General features: G+C 72.8%; 19 protein-coding genes and 1 tRNA gene. 11 read left to right on the plus strand and 9 right to left on the minus strand.

Annotated elements, in window-relative coordinates; genetic code table 11:
• Positions 1-8: 8 nt before the first annotated feature.
• Positions 9-485 (plus strand): nucleoside deaminase, encoded by a 477-nt coding sequence (locus MVA48_RS07025; protein WP_246987246.1) that lies wholly within the window; start codon positions 9-11, stop codon positions 483-485.
• A 30-nt stretch (positions 486-515) separates the two neighbouring features.
• Complete coding sequence (locus MVA48_RS07030) at positions 516-1,271, plus strand: sulfite exporter TauE/SafE family protein (RefSeq protein ID WP_246987248.1); 756 nt, start codon at positions 516-518, stop codon at positions 1,269-1,271.
• A gap of 86 nt (positions 1,272-1,357) precedes the next feature.
• On the opposite strand, the gene MVA48_RS07035 is transcribed toward MVA48_RS07030, so the two are convergent.
• From MVA48_RS07035 to MVA48_RS07050, 4 genes are read right to left on the minus strand one after another with little or no spacing between them, the layout of a single operon-like run.
• Positions 1,358-2,452 carry a bifunctional RNase H/acid phosphatase gene (locus tag MVA48_RS07035; RefSeq protein ID WP_246987250.1) on the minus strand — a complete coding sequence of 365 codons (1,095 nt, stop codon included), beginning with the start codon at positions 2,450-2,452 and terminating at the stop codon, positions 1,358-1,360.
• On the minus strand, positions 2,449-3,189 hold the full coding sequence (locus tag MVA48_RS07040) for a zinc ribbon domain-containing protein (protein WP_246987252.1): 741 nt from the start codon (positions 3,187-3,189) through the stop codon (positions 2,449-2,451). Before MVA48_RS07040 ends, MVA48_RS07035 begins: the two co-directional genes overlap by 4 nt.
• Before the next feature lie 39 nt (positions 3,190-3,228).
• A complete protein-coding gene (locus MVA48_RS07045) occupies positions 3,229-3,627 on the minus strand; it encodes a hypothetical protein (protein ID WP_246987254.1) in 399 nt (132 codons plus the stop codon).
• Positions 3,624-5,420, minus strand: a complete 1,797-nt coding sequence (locus MVA48_RS07050; protein ID WP_246987256.1) for a carbon starvation CstA family protein — start codon at positions 5,418-5,420, stop codon at positions 3,624-3,626. The genes MVA48_RS07045 and MVA48_RS07050 overlap by 4 nt, the downstream gene beginning before the upstream one ends.
• Positions 5,421-5,949: 529 nt before the next feature.
• Between MVA48_RS07050 and MVA48_RS07055 the strand changes: the two genes are divergently transcribed.
• Positions 5,950-6,264 (plus strand): hypothetical protein, encoded by a 315-nt coding sequence (locus tag MVA48_RS07055; RefSeq protein WP_246987258.1) that lies wholly within the window; start codon positions 5,950-5,952, stop codon positions 6,262-6,264.
• Here MVA48_RS07055 and MVA48_RS07060 read toward each other — a convergent pair.
• Entirely contained in the window at positions 6,261-7,088 is an 828-nt protein-coding gene (locus MVA48_RS07060) for a Nif3-like dinuclear metal center hexameric protein (RefSeq protein WP_246987267.1), read from the minus strand. The two genes, MVA48_RS07055 and MVA48_RS07060, sit on opposite strands and share 4 nt — an antisense overlap.
• 80 nt (positions 7,089-7,168) lie before the next feature.
• Between MVA48_RS07060 and MVA48_RS07065 the strand changes: the two genes are divergently transcribed.
• From MVA48_RS07065 to MVA48_RS07080, 4 genes are all read left to right on the plus strand, one after another.
• Positions 7,169-9,127: an FUSC family protein gene (locus MVA48_RS07065; protein ID WP_246987269.1), complete on the plus strand. Its 1,959-nt coding sequence runs from the start codon at positions 7,169-7,171 to the stop codon at positions 9,125-9,127.
• A gap of 39 nt (positions 9,128-9,166) precedes the next feature.
• A complete protein-coding gene (locus tag MVA48_RS07070; protein WP_246987271.1) occupies positions 9,167-10,138 on the plus strand; it encodes an alpha/beta fold hydrolase in 972 nt (323 codons plus the stop codon).
• Positions 10,139-10,286: 148 nt separating this feature from the next.
• Positions 10,287-11,918, plus strand: a complete 1,632-nt coding sequence (locus MVA48_RS07075) for a WS/DGAT/MGAT family O-acyltransferase (RefSeq protein ID WP_246987273.1) — start codon at positions 10,287-10,289, stop codon at positions 11,916-11,918.
• Positions 11,915-12,985, plus strand: coding sequence for an NAD-dependent epimerase/dehydratase family protein (locus MVA48_RS07080; RefSeq protein ID WP_246987274.1), 1,071 nt, complete (start codon positions 11,915-11,917; stop codon positions 12,983-12,985). Before MVA48_RS07075 ends, MVA48_RS07080 begins: the two co-directional genes overlap by 4 nt.
• Positions 12,986-12,997: 12 nt before the next feature.
• Here MVA48_RS07080 and MVA48_RS07085 read toward each other — a convergent pair whose 3' ends face one another.
• Positions 12,998-13,924: an alpha/beta fold hydrolase gene (locus MVA48_RS07085; RefSeq protein ID WP_246987276.1), complete on the minus strand. Its 927-nt coding sequence runs from the start codon at positions 13,922-13,924 to the stop codon at positions 12,998-13,000.
• Positions 13,925-14,156: 232 nt separating this feature from the next.
• On the opposite strand from MVA48_RS07085, the gene MVA48_RS07090 reads away from it, so the two are divergent.
• The 3 genes from MVA48_RS07090 to MVA48_RS07100 all read left to right on the plus strand — a co-directional run bounded on the left by MVA48_RS07090 (position 14,157) and on the right by MVA48_RS07100 (position 15,455).
• Positions 14,157-14,963 carry an esterase/lipase family protein gene (locus MVA48_RS07090; protein ID WP_246987278.1) on the plus strand — a complete coding sequence of 269 codons (807 nt, stop codon included), beginning with the start codon at positions 14,157-14,159 and terminating at the stop codon, positions 14,961-14,963.
• Positions 14,964-15,088: 125 nt separating this feature from the next.
• Positions 15,089-15,274: a hypothetical protein gene (locus MVA48_RS07095; protein WP_246987280.1), complete on the plus strand. Its 186-nt coding sequence runs from the start codon at positions 15,089-15,091 to the stop codon at positions 15,272-15,274.
• A gap of 25 nt (positions 15,275-15,299) precedes the next feature.
• Complete coding sequence (locus MVA48_RS07100; protein ID WP_246987282.1) at positions 15,300-15,455, plus strand: DUF6131 family protein; 156 nt, start codon at positions 15,300-15,302, stop codon at positions 15,453-15,455.
• A 91-nt stretch (positions 15,456-15,546) separates the two neighbouring features.
• Here the strand turns inward: MVA48_RS07100 and MVA48_RS07105 are convergent.
• The 3 genes from MVA48_RS07105 to MVA48_RS07115 all read right to left on the minus strand — a co-directional run bounded on the left by MVA48_RS07105 (position 15,547) and on the right by MVA48_RS07115 (position 16,636).
• A tRNA-Val gene (locus MVA48_RS07105) sits at positions 15,547-15,618 on the minus strand.
• Positions 15,619-15,652: 34 nt separating this feature from the next.
• A complete protein-coding gene (locus MVA48_RS07110; protein WP_246987284.1) occupies positions 15,653-16,114 on the minus strand; it encodes a peroxiredoxin in 462 nt (153 codons plus the stop codon).
• A gap of 102 nt (positions 16,115-16,216) precedes the next feature.
• Positions 16,217-16,636, minus strand: a complete 420-nt coding sequence (locus MVA48_RS07115; RefSeq protein ID WP_135158280.1) for a DUF3052 domain-containing protein — start codon at positions 16,634-16,636, stop codon at positions 16,217-16,219.
• Positions 16,637-17,002: 366 nt separating this feature from the next.
• On the opposite strand from MVA48_RS07115, the gene aceE reads away from it, so the two are divergent.
• On the plus strand, positions 17,003-19,807 hold the full coding sequence (gene aceE, locus MVA48_RS07120) for a pyruvate dehydrogenase (acetyl-transferring), homodimeric type (protein WP_246987286.1): 2,805 nt from the start codon (positions 17,003-17,005) through the stop codon (positions 19,805-19,807).
• The last annotated feature ends 19 nt before the right edge of the window (positions 19,808-19,826 follow it).

The raw sequence follows: 19,826 nt of genomic DNA on the forward strand, positions 1-19,826 counted from the left end.
TGGTCCGCGTGATCGACGACGTGGACCGCGCCCACCTCCGCCGGTGCGTGGAGCTGGCCGGCGCCGCCCTCGACGCCGGCGACGAACCCTTCGGATCGGTGCTCGTCGACCGCGAGGGGCAGGTCCGGTTCGAGGACCACAACCGCGTGGCCGCCGGTGACGCCACGCAGCACCCCGAGTTCGCCATCGCCCGGTGGTCGACAGCGCACCTCCGCCCCGAGGAGAGGGCCGCGGCAACCGTCTACACCTCCGGCGAGCACTGCCCCATGTGCGCCGCCGCGCACGCCTGGGTCGGCTTGGGGCGCGTCGTCTACGCGACCTCGTCGGCGCAGCTGAGCGGCTGGCTCCGCGAGCTCGGCGTGCCCCCGGCACCGGTCCGGCCTCTGCCCATCCGCGAGGTCGCGCCCGGGGTGGTCGTCGAGGGGCCGGTCGAGGAGCTGGCCCAGGAGGTCCGCGAGCTGCACCGCCGGCACCGGCGCCGCTGACCACGCCGGCGGACCGTAGCGTCGGCGCACGTGTCCGCCGTCGACCTGCTCATCGCCGCCGGGGTGGCCCTGCTCGCGGGCGGCGTCAACTCCGTCGCCGGCGGCGGCTCGCTGATCCTCTTCCCCACCCTCGTCGCGCTGGGTCTGGGCACGGTGGCCGCCAACGTCACCAACTCGGTCGCCCAGTGGCCCGGCTACCTCGGCGGAGTGGCCGGCTTCCGCGCCGAGTACGCCGGTCAGCGCAGCCGGCTGATCCGTTTCGGCGTCGTCGCGCTCCTCGGTGGGACGGCGGGAAGCGTGCTGCTCCTGACCACGCCGACGGAAGCGTTCGACGTCGTCGTCCCCGTGCTGGTGCTGCTCGCCAGCCTGCTGCTTGCGGTGCAGCCGCTGCTCACCAGGCGACTGCGGGCCGCCGTGGACGACGGGCGCCGCCGTGACCCCTCCTGGCTGTACGTCGCCCTGTTCGTCGCGACGGTGTACGGCGGCTACTTCGGGGGCGCGCTCGGCGTGATCCTGGTCGGCATCCTCGGCGTCGGGCTGCACCGGCTGAAGCTGGCCAACGCGATGAAGTCGGCGCTGTCCGCGGTCACCGCGACCGTCTCGCTGGTGGTCTTCGCACTGTTCGGACCGGTCCACTGGGCGGTGGTCGCCGTCGCCGCCCCGGCCAGCCTGGTCGGCGGGTTCCTCGGCGCGCGCATCGCCACACGCATCCCGACCACGCCGCTGCGGATCTTCATCGTCGTCTTCGGGCTTGCGGTCTCGATCTACCTGTTCGCGCGGGTCTGACCCCCCTCGTCGATCATCGGCGTATGGCGGACCGACGCGCCGATCGGCGCAGCCAAACGACGATGATCAAGCCGAGATGGCGACGATCAGCGCAGGTGGGCCGTGTCGTTCACCAGCCGCACCGACGCGCGGCCGTCCGAGGACCAGGTCACCGTGCTCAGCGACGCGGCGTCGAGGAACACCCGGTGCACGACCTGGTCGGCCACGTCGAGACCTGCGGCGAGCAGCAGCTTGATCGGCGTCACATGGCTGACCACCAGCACCGTCCGCCCGGCGTGCTCGGTGAGGATCCGCTGCCGCGCGCGGGTCACGCGGGCGGAGACGTCGGCGATCGACTCACCGCCGGGTGCGGCCAGTGACACGTCGGTCATGAACCGCCGCGCCGCCAGTGGATGACGAGCGGCGGCCTCCTCGAAGGTGAGGCCCTCCAGGCGGCCGAAGTCGAGCTCGACGAGGTCCTCGTCGAACTGCACGGGCAGCGCGAGCGAGGCCGCCACGATCTCGGCGGTCTCCCGCGTCCGCCGCAAGGGCGAGGCGACCACGACCTCGATCCCCAGCTCGGCGGCCCGGGCGGCGGCCGCTCCGGCCTCGGCCCGGCCGGTCAGCGAGAGCGGCAGCTCGTTGCGCCCGCTGAACCGGCGCTCCGGCGTGTGCTCGGTCTGGCCGTGCCGCAGCAGGTGCGTGACGGTGGTGACCAGCGGGGCCGGCTCGGCGCTGGGCTGGACGTCGTCCTCCAGGACGACGGGCTCCGCGGCGGGGTCCCGGTGCACCGGCTTGCCGTCCATCGCACTGTTGGCCAGGGCGTCGGCGGCGCCGTTCTGGGCCCGCGGCACCCACGTGTAGCGGACGTCGCGCAGCTGCCGGGCGAGCTGCTGCGCCTGCAGCGCCAGCTTCTGCATGTCGGGGTGCTTGACCTTCCAGCGCCCCGACATCTGCTCGACGACGAGCTTGGAGTCCATGCGGACCTCGACCTCGGCGGTCGGGTCCAGGTCGAGCGCCGCCTGCAGGCCGGCGACCAGTCCCCCGTACTCGGCCACGTTGTTGGTGGCCCGCCCGACCGACGCCGCCCGCTCGGCCAGCACCCGGCCGGTGTCGGCGTCCCGAACCAGCGCGCCGTAGCCGGCCGGTCCGGGGTTGCCGCGCGAGCCGCCGTCCGCCTCGACGATCAGGCGGCGGCTCACAGACCCGACTCGGCGGTCCGTACCAGGATCCGGCCGCAGTTCTCGCAGCGCACGACCTCGTGCGGGTCGGCGTTGCGGACCGCCGCCAGCTCGCGGCCGTTCAGCTCGATGCGGCAGCCCTGGCAGGCCCGCGACTTCAGCATCGCCGCACCGGCCGTACCGGTCTGGGTCCGGATCCGGTCGTAGAGCGCCAGCAGCGGCGCGGAGATCGAGCCGGCCACCTCGCCGCGAGCCGCCTCGTGCTGCGTCGTCCGGTCGGCGATGTCGGCGAGCGCGTCGTCCCGCAGCTGCACCGCCCGCTCGAGGTCGGCGCGGGCCTTGTCCAGCCCCTCCTGCGCGCCGCGCAGCGCCGTCTCGGCCACCTCGAGCCGCTCCATGAGCTCGAGCTCCTGGTCCTCGAGGTCGGTCTGCCGCCGCTTCAGCGACTCGAGCTCGTGCTGGAGGTTGGTCATCTCCTTGGGCGAGACGCTCCCGGAGTCCAGCAGCCGCTGGTCCTTGTCCTCCCGCTGCCGCACGGTCTCGACGTCGGCCTCGAGCCGCTTCACCTCTCGGCCCAGGTCCCGCACCTCGGTCTCGGCGCGGACGACGTCCGCCGCGAGGGAGCGCTCGGCCTCCTCCGCCGCGGTCACGGCGGCGGCCTCGGGCAGCGTGCGCCTGCGGTGCGCCAGCTGCGTCAGCGCGACGTCCTCGGCGGCAAGGTCCAGCAGCTTCTGCTGCTCGAAGTGGTCGGCCTTCACACGGTCAACCTACCTGCGGCGCGACGGCTCCCCCGACGCTCACCGCAGGGACAGCTGCGCCTCCACCAGGGCGACCGCGTCGTCGGGAGCCGGCAGGCCGCCGGAGGCCAGGACCGCGCCGTCCAGGACCAGCGAGGACACCGCGATGCCGGCACGGACCGAGCGCGCCAACGCCAGCCCGCGCAGCCCGCGGCGGCGCCCGCCTCCGACGAGCTCGGGCAGCAGGAACGGCCAGTTGGTCGGGGACACGATCTCGACGTCGACGTCCGCGGGCAGCGCGCTGCGCAGGGCGCGATAGACGGGGGCGACCTCGTCGTCGACCACCGTGTGGCAGTGTCCGCCGCCCTCGTCGAAGGGCCGGACGTCACCGCCGCAGCAGCCGCCGCCGCCCCCGCCCGTGGCGCGCGGGCCACGGACGAGGACGACGCGGTGCCTCATCGCCGGCTGCTGCCCGTCGGACCGTCGGTGGGGCCGGCGGTCGACCGGCCGACGTCGTCGTTCGCCCGGGAGACGGCGGACTCCTCACCGCCCCCGGCAGGAGCGGCCGGCGAACCCTCGCCGAACGCCTTCCGCAGCGCGATGGCGGCCTCGACGATCAGCCACATCGCCAGCACGAAGATGATGGCGTCCAGCGGGGCGAGCACCCACTGGTCGGCCTCGATGAAGTTCCGCAGGTTGACGATGAGCGCCCACGACGTCATGGCGAGCAGGAACACCAGGGGCACGAGCACCGCCACCGGGTTGCGTCCCCGGCGGGTGACCCACACGGCGATCACGGACAGCGCGAGGCCGGCGGTCAGCTGGTTGGTCGTCCCGAACAGCTGCCACAGGACGCCGAAGGTGTACCCGGCCTCGGTCTCGCCCGGGATCAACGCCATGCCCAGCGGGATGGCCACGGCGATCGTCGTGGCGACCGTGAGGTTGCGCGCCAGCACCCGGATCTTCAGCAGCTCGCCGATCTCCTGGATCACGTAGCGCTGGAGCCGGACGCCGGTGTCCATCGTCGTCGCGGCGAAGCTGATCACGACGACCGCGGCGAAGATCGTCGCCAGGTCGAGCGGGATGGCCAGGTTGTTCGCGAACTCCGCGGTACCCCGGACGAAGTTGCCGACCGCTCCCCCGGACGCGGTGGCGAAGTCGGGGTAGAGCTCGCCCCAGTCGGCCTGCGAGGCCGCCACGCCGGCGGTCGCGGCCAGCACCGAACCGGTCGCGAGGGACCCTTCGCCCACCGCGCCCATGTACCCGACGTACCGGGCGTCGGGCTCCTTGTCGAGCTGCTTGGACGAGGTGCCGGACGCGACGAGCGAGTGGAAGCCGGAGATCGCGCCGCAGGCGATGGTGATGAACAGGAACGGGAAGAAGCTCGGCGAGCCCTCCGGCACGTCGTTGATCACCGGCGCCTGGATCTGGTTCATGCCCACGATCACGCCGAGGCCGATGACGCCCAGGGCGATGAACAGCTGGTGGCTGTTGATGTAGTCGCGTGGCTGCAGGAGCACCCACACCGGGATCCGCGAGGCGATCCAGGTGTAGACGAACAGCAGGATCACCCAGAGGTTGCGCGTCTGCTCGAAGCCCAGGGCCTCGGCCAGCCCGTCGAGCGAGATGGGGAAGCGGTTCCCGACCAGGATCAGGGCGTACAGCACGATCACGCCGACGATCGACGGGATCAGTGCCGAGGAGCGGGTCCGGTAGATGTAGGCGCCGATGAAGATGGCCAGCGGGATCTCGAGCACGATCGGGATCACCGCGCCGGGGTTGGCGACGAACAGGTTGCCGATGACGACGGCGAACACCGCGTTCACCAGCGTGAGCAGGAAGAAGATGATCGCCAGGAACAGCATCCGCGCACGGCCGTTGATGACCTCGCCGGCCAGCGTGCCGATGCTCCTGGCCTTGTGCCGCACGGAGACGGCCAGCGCGCCGAAGTCGTGGACACCGGCGGCGAAGATGGTGCCCAGGACGATCCACGCGAGCGCCGGCCCCCAGCCCCAGAACACGGCGATGGCCGGACCGACGATCGGCGCCGCTCCGGCCACCGACGTGAAGTGGTGCCCGAACAGCACGTGCTTGTTGGTCGGCACGAAGTCCACGCCGTCGTTGAACTCGTGCGCCGGCGTGACGAACGCCGGGTCGAGGGCGTAGACCTTCCTGGCCAGATAGCTGGAGTAGTAGCGGTAGCCGAGGAAGAACAGCACCCCGACCACGGCGGCGACCACGAACGCCGGCATGACGACTCCCAGATCCGGTGGCGGTCCCGTTGCCGCCCTCCCGAGGAGTAGACAACCAGGTGATGGACGTCACAAGCGCAAGGACGGCAGTGCACTCGGCCGGCGTGGCCGAACTGTTATGGCGCCGCCCCGGCGGAGGGCCGCCGGCAGCCATCGGGGTCGTCCCCCTCGTGCTCGGCGGGCAGCCGGCGGTGGCGCTTCCGTGGGCGCACGTCGAGAGCGCGCGCGAGGCCGCGGCGTCGGTGGAGTCGGCACTCGTGCTCTCCGATCCGCGGCTGACCGGCTCGGGCTGGCAGCCACTGGTCGTCTCGGGTCGGCTGTCGCTCGTGGAGGACGCCGACGGCGACCTGTTCGGTGAGCAACTGCTGACCCAGGAGCTGCGCAAGCACCCGCCCTCGCGTGCGCTGGCCGACTCGCCGATGCTGCGCCGGGAGCACTGGTGGTACCTCCCGAGATTGATCCTGGTCCTGGAGACCACGCAGGTCGTGGCGGCAGGCGCCGGGAGGGTCCCTCGGAGGCCGTCCTGGGTGTGGACGACGACGGACTGCACGTCCGCACCGTCCACGTCGAGGACTGGGAGGCCGACCCGATGCCCGTCCGCGGCGGGCCGGTCACGGTCAGCGGACCGGCCGTCCTGGTGGCCCAGGAGATCTCCGTGCCCGACGTCGAGCAGTGGTCGGTGCACACGACCACCGGGTCCTACGCCGACGGCCGGCTGCGCGACGTGCAGCGGCCCGGCAGCCGCGCGCTCGAGCCCCGGCCCGGCGTGCTCGCCCGCATGCGGCGGCAGCGAGCCCTGGAACGGGCCTGCGTGTCGGCGCTGCGGGCCGCCCGGCACCGCTAGGCGCGAGGGCCCGCCGAGGCGGCGTGCCATGTCCAGGGGTCGGTGCGCCGGACCGACACCCAGGTCTCCACGCGGCCGTCGAGGTCCCGGCGCAGCAGGTCGGCCGCGACCGGCAGCCACGGCCACTCGGTGGCGAAGTGGGCAACGTCGACCAGTGCCGGGCCCGGCGACTCGGCGTGCTCGGAGACCGGATGGTGCCTGAGGTCGCTGGTCAGGAAGACGTCGGCGCCTGCCGCCGCCGCGGCGCCGGTCAGCGAGCCGCCGCTGCCTCCGCACACGGCCACTCGCCGCACGGTCCGGTCGGGGTCCCCCGAGACCCGGACCCCGCCCACGGTCGCGGGCAGCACCCCGGCGGCCCGGGCGGCGAAGGCGTGCAGGGGCATCGGCTCCGGCAGGTCCCCGACGCGCCCCAGGCCCACGCCCGGGTCGGTCGGCACCGGCTCCAGCGGTTCGGTGCCGATCAGCCCGAGGACGGCGGCCAACGCGTCGTTCACGCCGTCGGGCGCGCGGTCGGCGTTGGTGTGCGCGACGAACAGCGCCGCACCGGCACGGATCAGCCGGTGCACCAGCCGGCCCTTCGGGTCGTCGGCGGGCACCCCGTGCACCGGGGTGAGCAGCAGCGGGTGGTGGGTGACCAGCAGTGCGGCCCCGGTCCCGATCACCTCGTCGACGACGGCGGACGTCGGATCGACCGCGAACAGCACCCGTTCCACCGGTTCGTCCCGGTCGCCGCACACGAGCCCGACGGCGTCCCAGCCCTCCGCCAGGCGAGGGTCGTAGCGGGCCTCGAGGGCGGCGATCACCTCGCGCAGGGGCACGGACACGGCTGGAGACTGTAGGCGAGCCGCCCCTCCCCGGACCCACCCTTCCCGGGACCAGGCCCCAGCGGTGACAAGCTTCGCGCGTGACGGACGGCGGAGGACGCGAGCGCGGCTTCCGCGCCCCCGCCTGGCTCGAGGAGCTCGTCCGCACCAGCCGACCTCCCGTGCCCTGGCGCGACGTCGTCCGCTTCGCCGTCACCGTGCCGACGCCGCTCGCCGTGGCCGTGCTGGTCGAGGGCGGCGTGACACCCGGCCCGGCGCTCGGGGCCGGTGTCTTCGCGACGACCGGGGCACTGGCCGGCAGCCTCGCACCGCAGTCGGGGCTGCTGCGCGACCGGCTCCGGCGGGCTACCGCCGCCATCTCGTTCGGTGGCGTGGGCCTGCTCGTGGGCCAGTTCGCCACCGGCGGCGGCTGGGCTCCGGTCGTCCTCATCGCGCTGCTGTCCGTCGCCGCGGCGCTGATCAGCGCCGTCAACGCGACCCTGTCCCTCGGCGCGCTGCAGCTGCTGGTCTACGCCGCCCTCTCCTCGGGACTGGTCACGCCGCTGTCCACGGCGCAGGAGATCGGCTTCTTCCTGGCCGGTGCCGCGTGGGCGGTCATGACGATCCTCGTGCAGGCCGCGACCGAGGCGCAGGATCCGGACCGGGCCTCGGTCGCGGCGGTCTTCACCCGGATCGCCGACCTGCTCAGCGCCGTCGGCACACCCCGCGCCGAGGAGAGCCGCCGGGCCCTGACCGCTGCCCTCAACTCCGCCTACGACGCGGTGATCCGGACCCGCAGCCTCTCGTCGGGCCGCACCCGGGAGCTCTCGGAGCTCGCCGGCGTGCTGAACGCCGCCGCCCCGCTGGTGGAAGGGGCCGTGGCCTCGGCCCGTGCCGCCGTCACCGCCGACCCCGAGGACGTGCACGCCGTCCACGCGCTGGCCACGGCGCTGGCCGGGGACTCCGAGCTCGTCGGGGAGCGCCCGCCCCCGCTGGAACACGGCCCGCCACCGCGGCGTGCCGTCCGGCACGGCGTACGCCTGGTGTGGAACGTCGTCGGCGATCCGGAGGAGCGCGCCGGCGCGGCCGCCGAACGTCTCGACGTCGACCTGCGCACGCGGCTGCGGGACCTGGCCTCCCGCACCGTCGCCAGCCCCGACAGCCGCGCCTTCGCCCTCCGGCTGGCGCTGTGCATGACCGTCGCCGAGATCGCGCGGCAGTACCTGCCCATCGAGCGCCCCTACTGGGTGCTGCTCACCGTCGCGATCGTCCTGAAGCCCGACTTCGGCTCGGTGTTCACCCGAGCGGTCCAGCGCGGTGCGGGCACGCTGCTCGGCGTCCTCATCGGCTCGGCGTTGCTCGCGGCGCTCCCCCGGGACGCGTGGGTGCTGGTGGCGATGGCCGGTTTCGCGGCGCTGCTGCCCTGGGCGCGCAACGCCAACTTCGGGCTCTTCTCCGTCTTCCAGACGCCGGTGATCATCCTCCTGCTCGATCTCGCGCTGCCCAGCGGTCCGGGGCTGGTCGGCGCCCGGCTCACCGACACCCTCATCGGGTGCGCGATCGTGCTCGTCTTCGGCTACCTGCTCTGGCCGCAGACCTGGCGGGCTCCGCTGGAGCAGGCGCTGCGGGACGCCACCCTCGCCCTGGACGCTTTCGTCGAGGCCGCCTTCACCGGCAGCCCCGCCGAGCGCCGGCGCGCCCGCCGGCGGAACTACCGCGCGCTGGCCGAGCTGCAGACCCAGCTGCAACGGCGGCTGGCCGAGCCGCCACCGATCAGCAACCGTGCGGCGGCCTGGTGGCCGGTCATCGTCCAGCTGGAGCGGACGTCCGACGCCGTCACCGAGGCCGTCATCGCCCGGCGCGAGGGCGACCCGTCGCCCGACCTCGCCCAGGTGGCCGTCCTGCGCCGCGCGATCCGGCAGCTGGAGGAGGACGTGCGCACTCACCGCGTGCCGGACGACGCCGAGATCATGGCCGACGGCGTGCTGGCCCCGGTGGCGCGCGAGGTGGACACCGCCCGTCGGCTTGTGAGGGAGAACGCACCCGGTCGTCCAGGCTGACCAGGGCAAAGCCCCGTGACTCGCGGTCACACTGGAGATGTGCCGACCGCCCCCGTCCCGCCGTCGCCGTCGCTCCCGGCGCCCACCGGTCCCCCGCCGCCCGGCTCGCGCACCGTCACCACCGACGACGGTGTCCCCCTGCACGTCGAGGTCGACGGGAACCTCAGCGCTTCGCTGACCGTCGTGCTCTCGCACGGTTTCACCGCCCGGCTGGCCGAGTGGGAGCTGCAGCGGGCGGCGCTGCGGGACCGCGTCCGGCTGGTCCTGTGGGACCAGCGCGGGCACGGCCGCTCGGGCTGGACCCGGCTGACCCGGGCGACCATCGACCGGACGGGACGCGACCTCGGGCAGGTGCTCGACGCCACCACGCCGACCGGCCCGGTGGTGCTCGCCGGGCACTCGATGGGCGGCATGAGCGTGCTGGCACTGGCCCGGCAGCGGCCCGAGCTCTTCGGCGACCGGGTCGTGGGGGCCTTCCTGCTCGCCACCTCGGCCGGCGGGCTGGTCGAGACCGGCCTGCTCGGCCTCGCCGTCAAGGTGGTCCGCGCACTGCACCTGCTGACCCTCTACCTCCGGTTCCTCGAGCTCATCGCCCCCCTGCTCGAGCGCTTCCGGCGCCGCGGCACCCGGATCGGCCGGCGGGTGGTCCGCCGGCTGCTGTTCGGTGCCGACGACGCCGATCTGGCGAACGTCCGGTTGGTGCAGGCCCTGCTGGAGGAGACGCCCTGGCCGGTGGCGATGGCCTTCTACGCGACCTTCCTGGACCACGACGAGACGGCGGCCCTGGAGGTGCTGCGGAAGGTGCCGGTCACGGTGGTGGCCGCGACCCACGACCGCCTCACCCCTGCGGCCCACGGCCGGGCGATCGCCGACACGGTCGGCGAGAACGCCGAGCTCGTCGTCGTCCCCGGGGCCGGGCACAGCGTCAACCTCACCCGCACCGCCGCCGTCGACCAGGCGTTCCACGATCTGCTCGACCGGGTCGAACAGCGGGCGCCGAAGGCCGGTTGACCGCGACCGTGCCGGGCATGCAAGTGTGGTCCGAGCCACAGGCTCGGGTTGCACGGACCCAGCGACACACCTAACTTCAGCGGCCACCCCAGGTCATGCGAGAGCCCCCTTCCGAGCAGTGGGAACGGGGGCGGCGAGGAGCGGAAACGTGGACCGGTTGAGTGCCCTCGATGCGAGTTTCTTCTTCGCCGAGAGCGAGAACACCCCGATGCACGTCGGCTCCGTCGCCGTCTTCGACGGGCCGGCGCCGACCTACGGGGACGTCGTCCGGCTGATCCTGAGCAAGCTGCCGAAGGTGCCGCGGTACCGGCAGCGGGTGCGCCCCGTGCCGATGCAGCTCGGCCGACCGGTGTGGGTGGACGACCCGCACTTCCAGATCCTCTACCACGTCCGGCACACCGCGGTGCCGCGTCCGGGCAGTGACGAGCAGCTGCGCAACCTCGCCGGCCGGGTGCTGGGTCAGCGCCTGGACATGGCCAAGCCGCTCTGGGAGCTGTGGCTGGTCGAGGGCCTGGCCGACGACCGCTGGGCGCTGATCTCGAAGGTCCACCACTGCATGGTCGACGGCGTCGCCGGCACCGACCTGATGACGCTCATGTTCGACCTGGACCCTGACGCCACGCACGAGGCACCCCAGGACTGGACCCCGCGGCGCCCGCCCTCGGCGCTGACCGTGATGAGCGAGGCGGTCACCGAGGCGGTCGCCCACCCCCTGCAGCAGCTCAGCTCGATGCCGAACGTGAGCGGAGCGGCGCGGTCGGCGAAGGGGCTGCTGGAGTCGGGCAAGAAACTCGCCGAGACCGTGCCGTCGCTGGCCAAGCAGGCGGTCACCCCGACCGCCCGGTCGCTCAACGGCCCGATCGGCCCGCACCGGCGGTGGGCCTGGACCGACGGCAAGTTCGAGGAGTTCAAGGCCGTCCGGACGGCGCTGGGCGGGACCGTCAACGACGTGGTGCTCGCGGCGATCACCCGTGGGTTCCGCGATCTGCTGCAGGGGCGCGGCGAGCTGACCTCGGAGAAGCTCGTCGTCCGCTCGATGGTGCCGGTCTCGGTGCGGCGCCCCGACGAGCGCGGCTCGCTGAACAACCAGGTGTCCGCGGTCTTCGTCGACCTGCCGGTGGGGCAGCCCGATCCGGTGAAGAGACTCGAGGCGGTCCGCGGCCAGATGGACGAGTACAAGAAGGCGATGCAAGCCGTCGACGCGCGCTCGATCATCGCCATGGGTGACTTCGTCGCACCCACGCTGCTGTCCCTCGGCGTGCGGGCAACGCTGCAGGCCGGCCAGATGTGGTGCCAGGCCGTGACCACCAACGTGCCGGGTCCGCGCGTGCCGCTGTACGTGCTCGGGAAGCGAATGACCACGGCGACCGCGTACGTGCCGATCGCCGGCGGCACCCGCTGCTCGATCGGCATCTTCTCCTACCTGAACACGATGACGTTCGGCATCAACGCCGACTTCGACGGCTACCCCGACGTCGACGTGCTCTCCGGTGGGATCCGGCGCGGGATCGAGGAGCTGCTGGCCATCGCCGAGAAGCAGGCGTCGGCCACCGCGGAGGCGACCGCCGCGGCCGAGGCGGCGACCAGCGACGAGGCGAAGCCGGCCGCCCCGGCGGCGCCGGAACCGGTCGCGAAGCAGGCGACACCCGAGAAGCAGGCCACGCCCGCGAAGAAGGCCACGCCCGCGAAGCAGGCCGCACCCGCGAAGAAGGCCGCACCCGCGAAGAAGGCGGCCGCGCGGACGCCGGCCAAGAAGACCTCGGCGGCGGCCGGCCGGTGAGCCCGACCAGGCGACGGGGCGCCGGAGCCCTCGGCGAGGGCCCCCGCGGGCTGACCGACGAGCCCGCCGGCGAGGGACGCGACCTGACGGTCGCCGTCACCGGGCCGACGGGCACGTTCGGCTCGGGCCTGGTGCCCCTGCTCCAGGACGACGACCGGATCGCGCGGGTCATCGGCATCGCCCGCCGTCCGTTCGACCCGGCCGAGCGGGGCTGGACGAAGATGGAGTACCGGCAGGGCGACGTCCGCGACGCCGACGCGCTGCGCGAGGCGTTCGACGGCGCCGACGTGGTGGTCCACCTGGCGTTCCTGATCACCGGCAACGCCTCGCGGGAGACGACGCGGGCGATCAACGTCGACGGGACGCTCAACGCGTTCCGCGCCGCCGCGGCCGCCGGCGCCCGCCGGTTCGTCTACGCCTCGTCGGTGGCGGCCTACGGCTTCCACGACGACAACCCGGAGACGATCGACGAGGAGTGGCCGACCCGCCCGGCCAGCCGGCTGTTCTACGCCCAGGAGAAGGCGGAACTGGAGAGCCTGCTGCACGAGGAGGCCGGCAAGCACCCCGAGCTCGCGCTCTTCCTGCTGCGCCCGCCGGTCGTGCTCGGCCCGAACGTGATCGGCGGCAAGGACGTGCTGCCGGGCCCGCTCGCGCCGCTGGGCCGCAAGCTGTTCGGCCGCCCGCGGCGGCTGCCCGTCCCCGTGCCGATGGTGGTGCCCGAACACCCGCTGCAGTTCATCCACGAGGAGGACGTCGGCCGCGCGCTGGTGCAGTGCATCGTCGCGGCCGGTCCGCCCGGCGCGTACAACATCGCCGGCGACGGGGTCCTGACCGCCGCCGACGTCGCCCGGGAGTTCGGCGCCCTGCCGATCCCGGTGCCGCCGGGCCCGTCGCAGGCCGCCGCCCGGGCCTTCGCCCGGCTGCCGTTCCTGCCACCGGTAGCCGAGTGGGTCGAGGCGGCCAGCCGGCCGGCGATCATGGACACCACGAAGGCCAAGGAGCAGCTGGGCTGGCGGCCCCGCTACACCGGCCTTGAGGCGCTGCGCGACACCCTCCGCGGTTCCTGACCCCGCGGCAGCTCAGGAGCGGCTGAGCTCCGCGGCCGCGATCCAGTCGAGCACCTCGGTCGCCACGCGCTCGGGCATCTGGAGCTGTGGTACGTGCCCGGCCCCGGCCAGCTCGACGTAGCGCCACTCGGGGTGCCGGGCGGCGATCTCGCGCCCGGCGTGCACCGACACGAGCCGGTCCTGGTCGCCCTGCACGAGCAGCACCGGGACGCCGATGGACGCCATCGCCTCGCGGTAGGCGCGGGGGTCCAGCAGGAGCCGGAGCAGCGACCGGGTCGCCGCCATGAACGACTTCTCCACCCCGGTGACCGTCAGGCGGTGCTCGACGAGCTCGACCGAGCGGTCGATGACCGCGCTGGGCAGCTGCTCGGGGTCGACGCCGCACAACCGCAGCATGTCGTGCACCTGGCGCAGCGGCGTCGCGCGCCGGCGGCGCAGCCACATGAAGCGCTCACCGACGATCGGCATCGCGTAGACGGCGAAGGTCAGCGCCACCAGCGGGTCGAGCTTGCGTCGCGGCCCGGGGACGGCCGGGTCGAGCAGGACCAGACCGCTGACCTTCTGCGGTGACCGGGCGGCCTCGAGGATCGAGATCATCCCGCCCATCGAGTTGCCGACCAGGACCACCGGCGTCCCCACGACGTCGGTGAGGAACCGGTCGAGCACGCCGACGTTCTCCTGCACCGTCGTCCGGCGGTCACCGGCCTCGCTGCGCCCGAAACCCGGCAGGTCGAGCGCCAGGACGCGGGCGTGCGGCCGCAGCAGCGGGGCGAGCAGGTCCCAGTTGAGGTGCGAGCCGCCCAGCCCGTGGACGAGGACGATCGTCGGAGCGCCGTCCGGGCCGTCGACGTCGACACCTCCGAAGTCGACGTAGTGCACCGGCCCGCCGAGGTCCACCGTCCGGCTCTCGCCGAACGTCGTCGGTTCCGCCTCGGTCATCCGTCGATCCCCTCGTCCGTACTCGTGCGGTCCGCTGCCACGGTCACACGGCTGTCACCTGCCCGCTCCTCGCCAGTCATGTGCGCCCGCCGCGGCACAAGAGACGTGAACGGCACATATGACCCAGTTCACAATTCGGCAACATGTGCCTGCGAGTTCCACTGACGACGTGTGAGCCAGACCCCATCTTGGTACACGCCGGTACCAAGAGCGGGTGGCAACGGGAGGACGCGTGGCACTACGGCAGGGCGACGGTCCCACACTCCCGCTCTACCTGAGCGAGCCGGGGCGCGCGGTGGCCGACTACGGCCTCTACCTCGCCGCCCGCCCGCTGATCCCCAGGCTCCCCCGTGGCGACGGCCACCCGGTGCTCGTCCTGCCCGGTCTGCTGGCCGACGACGTGTCGACCCGCGCCCTGCGCGCGGTGCTGCGCAAGCTGGGCTACGACACCCACGGCTGGGGCCTCGGCCGCAACATCGGCCCGACGGCCGCCTGCGTGACGGGCATGCGCGATCTGGTCGGCCACCTCTCCGACAAGCACGGCAAGCCGGTCACCATCGTCGGCTGGAGCCTCGGCGGCATCTTCGCCCGCGACCTGGCCCGCCGGACCCCTGACTCCGTACGCCAGGTGGTCACCCTCGGCAGCCCCTTCCGGCTGGCCCGGCACAGCCAGAGCCGCGCGACCAAGGTCTTCGACCGCTTCTCGCACCTGCACGTCGAGCACCGCACGCTGCCACTGGAGTCCGAGGCGACGCCGCTGCCGGTGCCCTCGTCGTCCATCTACTCCCACTTCGACGGCATCGTGCACTGGCAGACCTGCCTGGACACCCCGGGTGAGCGCTGCGAGAACATCGCCGTGATGGCCAGCCACCTCGGTCTGGGCCACCACCCCGCCTCGATCTGGGCGATCGCCGACCGACTGGCCCAGCCCGAGGGCACCTGGAAGCCGTTCAAGGCACCGCTGTTCCTGCGCCCGGCGTTCCCGAAGCCGGCCTCGCCGACCCCCTGCGACCCGGTCGCGACGACGTCCGCCGCCTGAGGTCGCGGCACCGGCCGTGACGACGTCGGGCCGGAGTCACCCGAGCAGGTGACGGCGGGCGCGATTCCGGGTGAACCGGCGCCCGTTCCCGCATGACCGGGGCCCGGGCGGTCACTGGTCCCGCCGTGATCTTCAAGCGAACCGTGGCGGTGCCCTGGGACGACCTGGACGAGGGCGCGTGCGCGGAGGACGGCGCGCCGGACTGGTCGACCCTCATCGTCACCGGCCCGACCCGCAGGCGTGATGCCCGCGGGAACGTGTCGCTCGAGTGGACGGTGACGGCGCAGTGCCGGCCCGTCAACACCGCTTGAGCCGCCCACCCACAGGAGGAATGTCGTGATCGTTCTCGGTCTGGTGCTGTTGCTGCTCGGCCTGCTGCTGGAGGTGTCGATCCTCTGGACGATCGGCCTGGTGCTCCTCGTCGTCGGCGCGGTGCTCTACCTGATGGGCTCGATGGGCCGTGCCGTCGGCGGACGTCGCCATTACTGGTGACCGGCTGAGGACCTGACAACCGCCGAGATGCGCCTCGGGCCGGCATCCGCGACGTCGGATACCGGCCTGGGGCGCATCTCGGTGCTCGGGGTGGGCGCGACAGGGTTCGAACCTGCGACCGCTCGCTTGTAAGGCGAGAGCTCTACCGCTGAGCTACGCGCCCGGCGGGCCCAGGCTAGGCGCCCGGGCCCTGTTCCTCAGGCCGCCAGGGCCGCGACTGCCTTCTTCCAGCCGGTCTGCTCGCGCACGTCACCGGGCGAGTTGACCTCGGCGAAGGCGACCGTGCCGTCGGCGTCGACGAGGAAGGTCGCCCGCAGCGCCATGCCGGCCTTGTCGTTGAAGGCGCCGTAGGCCTGCGCGGTCGCCCCGTGCGGCCAGAAGTCCGAGAGCAGAGGGAACTCGAAGCCCTCCTTCTCGCGGAAGGCCTTGAGGCTGAACACCGGGTCGGTGCTGATGGCCAGCACCTGGACGCCGGCGTCGGTGTAGTCGGCCAGCTCGTCGCGCAGCTGGCACAGCTCGCCGGTGCACAGGCCCGAGAAGGCGAACGGGTAGAAGACCAGCAGGACGGGGGTGCCCCGCAGCTCCGCGAGGGAGACGACCTGCTTGTCCTGGTCGGGGAGGCTGAACTCTGGCGCGCTGTCGCCGACGGAGAGGCTCATGCCCCCATGCTGCCCCACGCGGGGTGAGGTACTGGAACGGCCCCGTCCAGAGGCTCGTCCCGAGCCCGCGAGGGATGAGGAGGACGGGGTCCTTCAACTTTCTCAGCGGCGGGAGCGGGCCGCCTTCGGGGTCACCAGCCGGATGCCCGACCAGTCCTTGGCCGCCGAGATGCTGCTGGTCTGCGACAGCCCCGCGGTCGGCGCCACCTCGGTGACGTCGCCCGGCTCGACGTGCCCGGGTCGACCGGACTTCGGCACCAGGAGCCAGACGACGCCGTCGTCGGCCAGCGAGGTGATCGCGTCGGTCAGGGCGTCGAACAGGTCCCCGTCGTCCTCACGCCACCAGAGGATGACGACGTCGGCCACCTCGTCGGTGTCCTCGTCGACCATCTCGCCGCCGGACACCTCGATGATGGCGTCGCGCAGGTCCTCGTCGGCGTCCTCGTCCCAGCCGAGCTCCTGCACGACCATGCCCGGCTTGATGCCCAGCCGGGCCGCCATGCCGGCGCTGTCGACGCTCATCCCTGCTGCTCCTCCTGAAGGTGGCCAACGGCTGGCCGGTGATGGGGTGGATGGTGCCCTGTCGGGGCGCCGAATGCGCGCGGACGCGTCACGGTCAGCAGTCCGCGTCGTCCGAGGAAGTGGGAACGGGGCCGGACACGACCAGCGGGAGAGCGCCCCGCAGCCTGGTCATGTCACCCCTCTCGTCCCTGCCGACACCTGCGGCCCGAGGTCCCGAGCCACCGCTGGCGGAAGCGTAGGGCATCACCGGCCTGGCGCAAGCCGCGCAGCAGGCGACTCGGTGGAGGACCATCGGGAGACGCACGCGACTCGCGAGGACCACGGGTGGGCGTGACGGCGCACACCCCGACGGGAGACGATGAGCCCATGAGCGCACCGCAGCAGAAGGACGGCGATCCCGTCCAGGAGTCCGGCGCCCCCCGCGCGGTCATCACCGACGGGCTGCCCAGCCAGCTCCCCGACATCGATCCCGACGAGACGCAGGAGTGGATCGACTCCCTCGACGCCGTGGTCGAGCACGCCGGTCGGGACCGCGCGCGGTACCTGATGCTCCGGCTGCTCGAACGGAGCCGGGAGCGCCAGGTCGGCGTCCCCGCCCTGCGCAGCACCGACTACATCAACACCATCCCGCCGACACGGGAGCCGTGGTTCCCCGGCGACGAGCACGTCGAGCGCCGCATCCGCGCCTACATCCGCTGGAACGCCGCGATCATGGTGCACCGCGCGCAGCGGCCCGGCATCGCCGTGGGCGGCCACATCTCCTCCTACGCGTCGTCGGCGTCCCTGTACGAGGTCGGCTTCAACCACTTCTTCCGCGGCAAGGACCACCCCGGCGGCGGTGACCAGATCTGGTTCCAGGGGCACGCCTCCCCCGGCATCTACCGCGCGCGTTCCTCGAGGGCCGGCTCACCGAGCAGCAGATGGACGGTTTCCGCCAGGAGGTCAGCCACCCCGGCGGCGGGCTGTCGTCCTACCCCCCACCCCCGGCTGATGCCGGAGTTCTGGGAGTTCCCCACCGTCTCGATGGGGCTCGGTCCGCTCAACGCCATCTACCAGGCGCGGTTCAACCGCTACCTGCACAACCGCGGCATCAAGGACACCTCCGACCAGCACGTCTGGGCCTTCCTCGGCGACGGCGAGATGGACGAGCCGGAATCCCTCGGCGTCATCGGTCTGGCCGCCCGCGAGGAGCTGGACAACCTCACGTTCGTCGTCAACTGCAACCTGCAGCGGCTCGACGGACCGGTCCGCGGCAACGGCAAGGTCATCCAGGAGCTGGAGTCGTTCTTCCGCGGCGCCGGCTGGAACGTCGTCAAGGTCATCTGGGGCCGGGAGTGGGACCCGCTGCTGGCCGCCGACCGCGACGGCGCCCTGGTCAACCTCATGAACCAGACGCCCGACGGCGACTACCAGACCTACAAGGCCGAGGACGGCGCGTTCGTCCGCGAGCACTTCTTCGGGCGCGATCCGCGCACCCGCAAGATGGTCGAGAGCATGTCCGACAAGGAGATCTGGAATCTCTCCCGCGGCGGGCACGACTACCGCAAGGTCTACGCGGCGTTCAAGGCGGCCGTGGAGCACAAGGGCCAGCCGACGGTGATCCTCGCCAAGACCATCAAGGGCTGGACCCTGGGCAGCCACTTCGAGGGCCGCAACTCGACCCACCAGATGAAGAAGCTGACCGCCGAGGACCTCGCGATGTTCCGCGACCGGCTGTACCTCGACATCCCCGACGAGGCCCTCGACAAGACGCTGCCGCCCTACTACAAGCCCGACCCCGACTCCGACGAGATGCAGTACATGCTCGAGCGGCGGCGGCAGCTCGGCGGCGCGGTCCCGCGGCGGCGGGCGGAGTTCAAGACCCTGAAGTCGCCCGACGACAAGGCGCTCGATGTCCTGCGGCGCGGCTCGGGCAAGCAGGAGGTGGCGACGACGATGGCGTTCGTCCGCCTGCTGAAGGAGCTGCTCAAGGACAAGGAGCTCGGCCCGCGGTTCGTGCCGATCATCCCCGACGAGGCCCGCACCTTCGGCCTGGACTCCCTGTTCTCGTCGCACAAGATCTACAACCCCGCCGGCCAGCGCTACACGTCGGTCGACCGCGAGCTGATGCTGGCCTACAAGGAGTCCGAGCAGGGCGTGATCCTGCACGAGGGCATCAACGAGGCCGGGTCCACGGCCTCGTTCACCGCCGTCGGCACCTCGTACTCGACGCACGGCGAGCCGATGATCCCGATCTACATCTTCTACTCGATGTTCGGGTTCCAGCGCACCGGTGACGGGTTCTGGGCCGCCGCCGACCAGCTGACCCGCGGGTTCATCCTGGGGGCCACCGCCGGGCGGACGACGCTCAACGGGGAAGGGCTCCAGCACGAGGACGGGCACTCGCTGCTGCTGGCCCACACGAACCCCGCGGTGGTCTCCTACGACCCGGCGTTCTCCTTCGAGGTCGCGCACATCACCCGCGACGCCCTGGTGCGCATGTACGGCGACGACCCCGGCTCCCCGCTGGGTGGCCACCGCTCGCCGGACGTCATGTACTACCTGACGGTCTACAACGAGCCGTTCACCCAGCCGGCCGAGCCCGAGGACCTCGACGTGCGAGGGTTGCTGGCGGGCATGTACCGCTACGCCGAGGGCCCGCAGCGCGACGGGCCGAAGGCCCAGCTGCTCGCCTCGGGCGTCGCGGTGCCGTGGGCGCTGCGCGCGCAGGAGCTGCTGGCGCAGGACTGGAACGTGTCGGCCGACGTGTGGTCGGTGACCTCGTGGGGCGAGCTGCGCCGGCAGGCCGACGCGGTGGCCGAGCACAACCTCCTGCACCCCGAGGAGGAGCCGCAGGTCCCCTACGTCACGTCGCGGCTGCAGGACGCGGCGGGCCCGGTCGTGGCCGTGTCGGACTGGATGCGCTCGGTGCCGGACCTGATCGCGCCGTACGCGCCGCACGGCATGACGTCGCTGGGTACCGACGGGTTCGGGCTCTCCGACACCCGTCCGGCGCTGCGCCGTCACTTCCACGTGGACGCCGAGTCGATCGTCGTCCGGACGCTGGCGTCGCTGGCCGACTGGGGCCACGTCGACCGTGACCTGGCCCGTCAGGCGGTGGAGAAGTACCAGGTCCGCGACGTCCAGGCCGCGCCCGCGGACGAGCGGAGCGACCCCAGCCCCGCCACCTGAGAGAGGACCCCCTGTCCCC

Source organism: Blastococcus sp. PRF04-17 (genome assembly GCF_023016265.1).
Classification (GTDB): Bacteria; Actinomycetota; Actinomycetes; order Mycobacteriales; family Geodermatophilaceae; genus Blastococcus_B.